Origin of the sequence: Rhodopirellula maiorica SM1 (genome assembly GCF_000346295.1) — a bacterium.
GTDB lineage: Bacteria > Planctomycetota > Planctomycetia > Pirellulales > Pirellulaceae > Novipirellula > Novipirellula maiorica.
The window spans coordinates 1-6,061 of the sequence record NZ_ANOG01000428.1 but is presented as its reverse complement, the minus strand read 5'-3'; the positions used below and the strand labels follow the sequence as shown (position 1 = coordinate 6,061).

Below are 6,061 nucleotides of genomic sequence, written 5' to 3'. Positions count from 1 at the left end.
AGGACTCCTCCGCAACATTGTTGATTGGTGCTGGCGATCCAACTGTTGTGGATGCGTTTCGCACTGCATACCCCGGCGCTCTCGACCTTGATGCGGAGAATCGTTCGCGGGGCTAGCGGCGGACAACATGGTTTTTACGCTAGGCCCTTCGGGATCACCTTCGCTCTTTGGCAACGTACGTTCGCATTGGTACAATCTCTATTAATTCAGAGTCAACCGCTTCGTTCACGGCGGTGTCGTAAAAACCTTCCGTTGTCGGTCGCTAGTTCTTTGTGATTTCGACGTCCATGTCCTGACCACCACGCAAGACTCGAACGACCTCGATCGAATCGTCTCTTTCGATGTAGAACACTACATGGTTTTGGAAATCCTTCACCAGCTTCGTCCGCACGCCCGCAAGATCGGGCACACTTGTGACAAACGGAGCGCCACTTTCGGGGAACAATGCCAAGCCCTTGATTGTTTGCTCGGCTCTTTGAAGAAATCGCAGCGCGGCATCAATACTTCCGTCCGCGATGTACATTGCGTGCAATTCGACATCCTCGACGGCCTTGGGCCGTCGGGTAATTGGTTTCCGATTCGACAATTATTTGACGCTCTTTGAAACGACGCGTTCTTTAATTGCCTGCCACTCTGTATCGGTCCAAGGTTCGGCCGCGCCGCTCGATATTCCTGCCATCAGAGCTTGCTCAATCTCACCTTGCTGTTTGTTGGCAGCCGCTACCAACGCGATAATGAATTCGCCCGGATTCGCGTATCCGCCTTCTTTTGTGCGTTGATCGACGAATTGCGTCAAATGATCTGGTAACTCAATTGGTACATTCATTGGATTCACGCTTTATCGTATGGTCCGCGACCGACAACATGGTTTTTACGCTAAGGCCCTTCGGGCACACCTTCGATGTGGTGCTGGCCTCGCGTCCATTATACAATCAAATCCGATTCAATCCACCTTCGCTTCGTTCGCGGCGGTGTCGTAAAAACCTTCCGTTAGGCGGCGTAGGCGATAAATGAATGACGCCGTTTCCGACCTCGAATCTCGATGGCGCGCGGCGGGTTTGACGGTTCAGCTCAATCCATCGGTTTACGGCGACGGACTGCTTGTCTACGAATCCGTCGATGGCCCGCAAGGGCTAACGATCATTAACGATGCGGTATTCATCTTCGCCGAATCTGGACGCTGGGGCGCGTGGTGGCCCGCTCGTGACTATGACCGCCCTGATCCGCAATACGCCACATTCTCTGACGTTGTTGCTGCTGTGTCCTCCGAGAATCAATGGTCAATCGCACTTCCTTGAGTCGGACAACTTCTTAGGGTTTGGGGTCAGCGAGGCGTGCTACGTGTCGGCGACTGCATCAGGTGAATAATATTCGGTAGGCATCGACTAAGAGAATTTAGCGAATTGAAACCTCCTTCCGTTGAGTTTGTCTCGGCGGAGGAAACCAATGGCAGCTACCGAGAAAGAAGCAATGCCAAACAGTGCTCCCCTGCGGGCTTGTCCTGGCGGACACCACGTCTCGATTCGCTGATTCCGCCGGGGCAAGACCACCGCGGAAGCGAAAATAGTCCACGCGAGCCTCTCAATCGTTTTCATCTTCCTACCTCCATTTTCCTACCAAACCTGTGACGCCATGCTCAGCACCGCCTTTGCCATGGTTTGTTACCATCGAACGGACCAATCAGAGCGTGAGAAGACCTGTCGTCGCGTTGCGACTCCGAGCGTCAAATTAAATTCTCTACCAAAACGATCGACGTCGCGATGAATTCTCTGTTGCAGGCATGACGCATAAAATCCCGCCGCGAAGTGGCTCACTTAAATATGGTTTTTACACTTGGCCTTCGGGATAATCTTGTCTCCTTGGCAACGGGCGGGGCCACCTGCAAATCCTACTCCTACTCGTACTCGTACTCGTACTCGTACTCCTACTCCTACTCAGCGAAGCGGTACTCGTGCTCCTACTCGATTGCAACAGGTTCGACGTTATCCACTTCGCAGGGCGGCGAGTACGAGTACCGTCCTGCGGACTGAGCACGAGCGCGAATGCGTGGACGTACAACGCTGTGTGGCCTCTGAGTTGCAGCATCCATGCCGTAAACGTCTTTCTTCTTCTTTCAACGCGGGCTCTGGTTGTATAATCTTCTAGTTGGTCAATGTCTTTCGCTTCGATCAGGGGCGGCGTCGGCCACACAACCCGTTGTGTGCCACAGGTTCATCAATGATGAATACGTTCGACGATCTGTGCATGCCTTTCCCACTCTTTCGCGGTCCTGTCGCGCATGCGGCAGTTGACGACGGTGGTTCTTGCGAGATTTGTAAACAGCCTGCATCAGTTCGTTTTTCCGGCGCATGCTACAAATGCTTTCGTAATGGTGGCGTCGAACACACTGTTGATACCGAACTTGGAATGGTTCGCGTTGAAGACGCAAAAGAAGGCCTCACACACGGACTTCCGCTCAGCGATCCGTCACTGCTCAGCGACTACGGGTTGGTTCCTCATCCAGTCGATCCAAACTTCCCCGACGAAAGGTGGTTTCACGTTCGCATTAATCCCGAGTTCCTTCTCGAATTGGTGCGGACGCCGACGTATCTGGCATGGCAAGGTGAACGCTGGCAATTCTGTTGTAAACGCCCGTGTGTGTTTCTGGGCAGGCTTCCTGCGGAAACGCTTTCCGATAGCGGCGATTCGGTAGTTGATGCCATCGCCGTGTGGTTTCGATCTCCCAACTGGGATTCCGTCGCTGGCCACAATTACGGTTCGTTGACCTATTACACATTCCAATGCCCAGCGTGTAGTTCGTTCCGTTATCATGAAGACATGGACTAGCGCCGCTCAAGTGCCTCACAACACGGCACGGCCGCAGAGCGGAGTCACCTTCAGTGTAGTGCAAACACCGATCGCTTAATAGAATCAACCGTAGTTCAGACATTTACTCCTTCGGAATGGGCAGTGACGGCCGTGCGTCCCGTTGGCCGACCTGAGTCTCGGCTACACAGTCGCCAGGACGGTTTGATGCACTCTGTCGAAGTGCTCGCTGGAACCAGCGAAAAACGCATCGGGAAGAATTTCATAATCTCTGAGCGTGGCTTCAACATGATCCCAGCCAACCGCCGCTGCAACACTGAAGGCATAAAGACCTTTTTCGATTCGCTCATCCTGATTTGCAAAATTGCGGAAGAACAATGACTGTCGTCGCCCAAAATACGCGAAACGTACGAGTGGTCGTAAGGCGATAAACCTCATCAGCGGCCATTGAAACGTTTCGGTTGCAGAATTGATGCTGGGCCCAACTACGGTTTCTTGCTCGTTCAAGAAAAACGCCTTGAATACGTCACGCTTCTCACTCGTAGAGAGTTCGTGGCCTTTGCGACGTTTTGTGTGACAACGATTGAGCGCCGCCAGTTGTTCTGATTGCACAAATCGGTCCGCTTCCGGATGGTCGCCAAACCGTTCGGTAAAGTGATACGACGTGTAAGTGTCGATGCAGACTCGTCGATTTATGTCTCGAAACACATCTGCGAATGCCGCAAGTTCTGCGAGACGTTGTCGTCGCGTTTCTGATGACATTGCGAATTGCCATGAGCAACACCAACCCAACTTCATTCCAAAGCGAAAGTAATCTCGCGCCCACAATGCCCCGTGGGCAGCGATCAATGGAAAGACATGGTTTCGTCCGGAGTGCTCAAACAAATGGTGGTACACGGTTGCCCGTTGTGCGAGGTCTGTGAGGCTACCCGCGAGACGCTCAGCATCGCCGTGCAGCGAAGCGTAAAAATGTCGCAGATGATCAGTAGATGGCATTGATCGGGCTCCGCTCTGGGAGTTACTTGATGATACGACAGATCAACCGTAAAACAGTGCGGTCATTAACAACGCGGCTCGAAAAAGTGACCTACACGTTGCATTCACGCGATACGTTGGCCAACAAGGCACAGCCGCAAGGCGGAGTCACCTTCGGCGTCGTGCAACCGGCGGCGGCGTAGTACAATCAAACGTAGTTCAACCATTTACTTCTTAGGCACAGGCGGTGACAGCCGTGCCAACCGTTGTCGGACAGATGACGACCTCGACGACTATGACATCGCTCTTTACGTAATGGAACATTGTGACATCATGCCGTGCCGGATTGCGCTCGATGCTGGAGTGTTCACGGCCGTTGGTAACGTCCATGGCATCCAAAAGTCGCCCGTTCCATTTGACGTTAGCTTCACGCTGCCCAGTGTTTAGTGTCCGACAGCTTTTTAGAGTTTGGGGTCAGCGAGGGACCAGCCTGATCCCAAAACCATGTTCAAGGTGAGCCGCTTCGTGGCGGGTGGCGGCTGGAACTGTCCGCATGATGCGTCGGAGCGACTGAACAAGGTGAATTACGTTCGGTGCGATTGGTGCTGGGAGATCTCGTAATATGAAACCTCCTTCCGTCGAGCTTGTCTCGGCGGAGGAAACAAATGGTAGCTACCGAGAGAGAGGCAAGGCCAAACAGTGCTCCGCTGCGGGCTTGTCCCGGCGGACACGACGTCTCGGTTCGCAGATTCCGCCGGGGCAAGCCCGAGCGGAGATCGATTGGGCGAGCGAGGTTTGATGGGTAGCTTCCAATTGCCCGCTCCGCCGGGACAAGCCCGTAGCGGAAGCGAAAAGAGGCTTCCACGGACTTGCGTCCGTGGCTGTTACAGGCCATTGCGTTGCGATTCAGATTCTCAACTCAAATTCTTCAACAAAACGATCGACGTCGCGATGGATATTCCCTACAACAACCATGGCGTGCAAAATCTCGCTGCGAAGTGGCTTATTTGAATATGGTTTTTACGTTTAGGACCTTCGGGATAGTCTTGGTTCGTTGGCAATGGGCGGGGCCTCCAGCACATCTTAGTCCTACTCGTACTCGTACTCGTACTCAGCGAAGCGGTGCTCGTACTCTTACGCGATGACAGCGGGGGCGACGTTGTCCAATTCGCTGGGCGGCGAGTACGCGTACTGTCCTGCGGACTGAGCACGAGCACGAGCACGAGCACGAGTACGAGTACGAATGCGGGGACGACCAACAATGTGTGGCTGCTGAGTTGCGGAATCCATGCCGCAAACGCCGTCCTTCTTCAATCAACGTGGGCCTTCACCTTCGGTTAGCCACCACATCTGTTAATTAGCTCGATCCATTTCGGTTACCGTTGAGGAGACATTGCCATGCCTGCAACATCGGTCGCGATCGAAATTCACGCCAATTCCGAAGAGATTTTTGACCTGATTCATGACTACTCACGTCGTCTTGCTTGGGACCCGTTTCTGCGCGAAGCGTTGCTTCTAAACGGTGCCCAATCGGCTCGCGTTGGAGTCGCGTCACGATGTGTTGCGAGAAAAGCGGTTGGCGGCCTTGCCATGGACACTAAGCTTGCCATGGACACTGAATACGTGTCGTTCACGCGGCCAACGGTTGCGGCTGTCTCGATGACACAAGGACCAATATTTATTCGCCGGTTCGCCGCCGATTCGGAGTCAGCGAGGGATGAGGCTGTTCCAAAAGCTAAAGTTTAGCGGAACCGCAGCAGTCCGTTGAGCCCGCGGATGATTCGACCGGCCAATGAGATCGGAGCAGCGTCGATTCGGCTAATGGCGATAGAGCCCGCAAGGAAATGGATGTCGTCGGGCAGTTTTACTGCGGCCCGAACGACGTACGAGGTCGTTGCGGGAGCTTGTTGGCGTGTCGCGTTGATGTCGTCCCAGCGAGGCGTATTCAACTCCGGCGTCCACTGGGCTCGCGAGATGTCGGTAACGACCCCCGTAAAAACGGTTCCCGGATCCGATTGCAACGCGAGTTTGACTTTGGACCCGAAAGCAATGCGCTGCACCTGGGATTGTGACATCACGATTTCGACGTCCCAATTGTCGCCTTCGACAATCGACATCAGCTCGGTACCGGATTGAAAATAGCCTTCGCCGTTTTCGGGGTCGGTTGGATAGCCAGACCAGCTCACTAGCTGGAATACATCATCGCTACCATAGGAGGTGGGGGCGGGCCGACGCGAACCCGCGATCAACTTTCCGCTGGCGGAAGCACGAATGACGAGTG

Annotated in this window: 9 protein-coding genes; 4 read left to right on the top strand and 5 right to left on the bottom strand. The window is 54.0% G+C overall.

What is annotated here, in order from left to right; genetic code table 11:
- Positions 1-262: 262 nt before the first annotated feature.
- Together RMSM_RS13675 and RMSM_RS13670 are read right to left on the bottom strand one after the other, a co-directional pair.
- The gene (locus RMSM_RS13675; RefSeq protein WP_052031626.1) at positions 263-586 is read right to left on the bottom strand and encodes a type II toxin-antitoxin system RelE/ParE family toxin; all 324 of its coding nucleotides are present in this window, start codon (positions 584-586) and stop codon (positions 263-265) included.
- Positions 587-826 (bottom strand): ribbon-helix-helix domain-containing protein, encoded by a 240-nt coding sequence (locus RMSM_RS13670; protein ID WP_008696903.1) that lies wholly within the window; start codon positions 824-826, stop codon positions 587-589. It abuts the gene before it with no gap.
- 184 nt (positions 827-1,010) lie between these two features.
- Between RMSM_RS13670 and RMSM_RS13665 the strand changes: the two genes are divergently transcribed.
- A complete protein-coding gene (locus tag RMSM_RS13665) occupies positions 1,011-1,298 on the top strand; it encodes a hypothetical protein (protein ID WP_008696902.1) in 288 nt (95 codons plus the stop codon).
- 919 nt (positions 1,299-2,217) lie between these two features.
- Positions 2,218-2,826 (top strand): CbrC family protein, encoded by a 609-nt coding sequence (locus RMSM_RS13660; protein WP_008696899.1) that lies wholly within the window; start codon positions 2,218-2,220, stop codon positions 2,824-2,826.
- A gap of 162 nt (positions 2,827-2,988) precedes the next feature.
- Here the strand turns inward: RMSM_RS13660 and RMSM_RS39815 are convergent, their stop codons facing one another.
- Positions 2,989-3,417, bottom strand: coding sequence for a hypothetical protein (locus tag RMSM_RS39815; protein ID WP_144057626.1), 429 nt, complete (start codon positions 3,415-3,417; stop codon positions 2,989-2,991).
- Positions 3,418-3,830: 413 nt separating this feature from the next.
- On the opposite strand from RMSM_RS39815, the gene RMSM_RS40940 reads away from it, so the two are divergent.
- Positions 3,831-3,983 carry a hypothetical protein gene (locus RMSM_RS40940; RefSeq protein WP_008696895.1) on the top strand — a complete coding sequence of 51 codons (153 nt, stop codon included), beginning with the start codon at positions 3,831-3,833 and terminating at the stop codon, positions 3,981-3,983.
- A gap of 931 nt (positions 3,984-4,914) precedes the next feature.
- On the opposite strand, the gene RMSM_RS40935 is transcribed toward RMSM_RS40940, so the two are convergent.
- Positions 4,915-5,070 (bottom strand): hypothetical protein, encoded by a 156-nt coding sequence (locus tag RMSM_RS40935; protein ID WP_160168290.1) that lies wholly within the window; start codon positions 5,068-5,070, stop codon positions 4,915-4,917.
- A gap of 108 nt (positions 5,071-5,178) precedes the next feature.
- On the opposite strand from RMSM_RS40935, the gene RMSM_RS13640 reads away from it, so the two are divergent.
- Positions 5,179-5,526, top strand: a complete 348-nt coding sequence (locus tag RMSM_RS13640) for a hypothetical protein (RefSeq protein ID WP_008696891.1) — start codon at positions 5,179-5,181, stop codon at positions 5,524-5,526.
- Here the strand turns inward: RMSM_RS13640 and RMSM_RS13635 are convergent.
- On the bottom strand, positions 5,523-6,061 hold a 539-nt coding region (locus RMSM_RS13635; RefSeq protein WP_040766440.1), incomplete at its 5' end, for a biotin/lipoyl attachment domain-containing protein. The genes RMSM_RS13640 and RMSM_RS13635 overlap by 4 nt on opposite strands.

What these genes read in the sequence shown, in the direction of transcription:
- RMSM_RS13670 (WP_008696903.1), bottom strand. Translation starts at nt 826, where the DNA reads ATGAATGTACCAATTGAGTTACCAGATCATTTGACGCAATTCGTCGAT.
- RMSM_RS40935 (WP_160168290.1), bottom strand. Translation starts at nt 5,070, where the DNA reads ATGGATTCCGCAACTCAGCAGCCACACATTGTTGGTCGTCCCCGCATT.
- RMSM_RS13640 (WP_008696891.1), top strand. Translation starts at nt 5,179, where the DNA reads ATGCCTGCAACATCGGTCGCGATCGAAATTCACGCCAATTCCGAAGAG.
- RMSM_RS40940 (WP_008696895.1), top strand. Translation starts at nt 3,831, where the DNA reads ATGATACGACAGATCAACCGTAAAACAGTGCGGTCATTAACAACGCGG.
- RMSM_RS13660 (WP_008696899.1), top strand. Translation starts at nt 2,218, where the DNA reads ATGATGAATACGTTCGACGATCTGTGCATGCCTTTCCCACTCTTTCGC.
- RMSM_RS13665 (WP_008696902.1), top strand. Translation starts at nt 1,011, where the DNA reads ATGAATGACGCCGTTTCCGACCTCGAATCTCGATGGCGCGCGGCGGGT.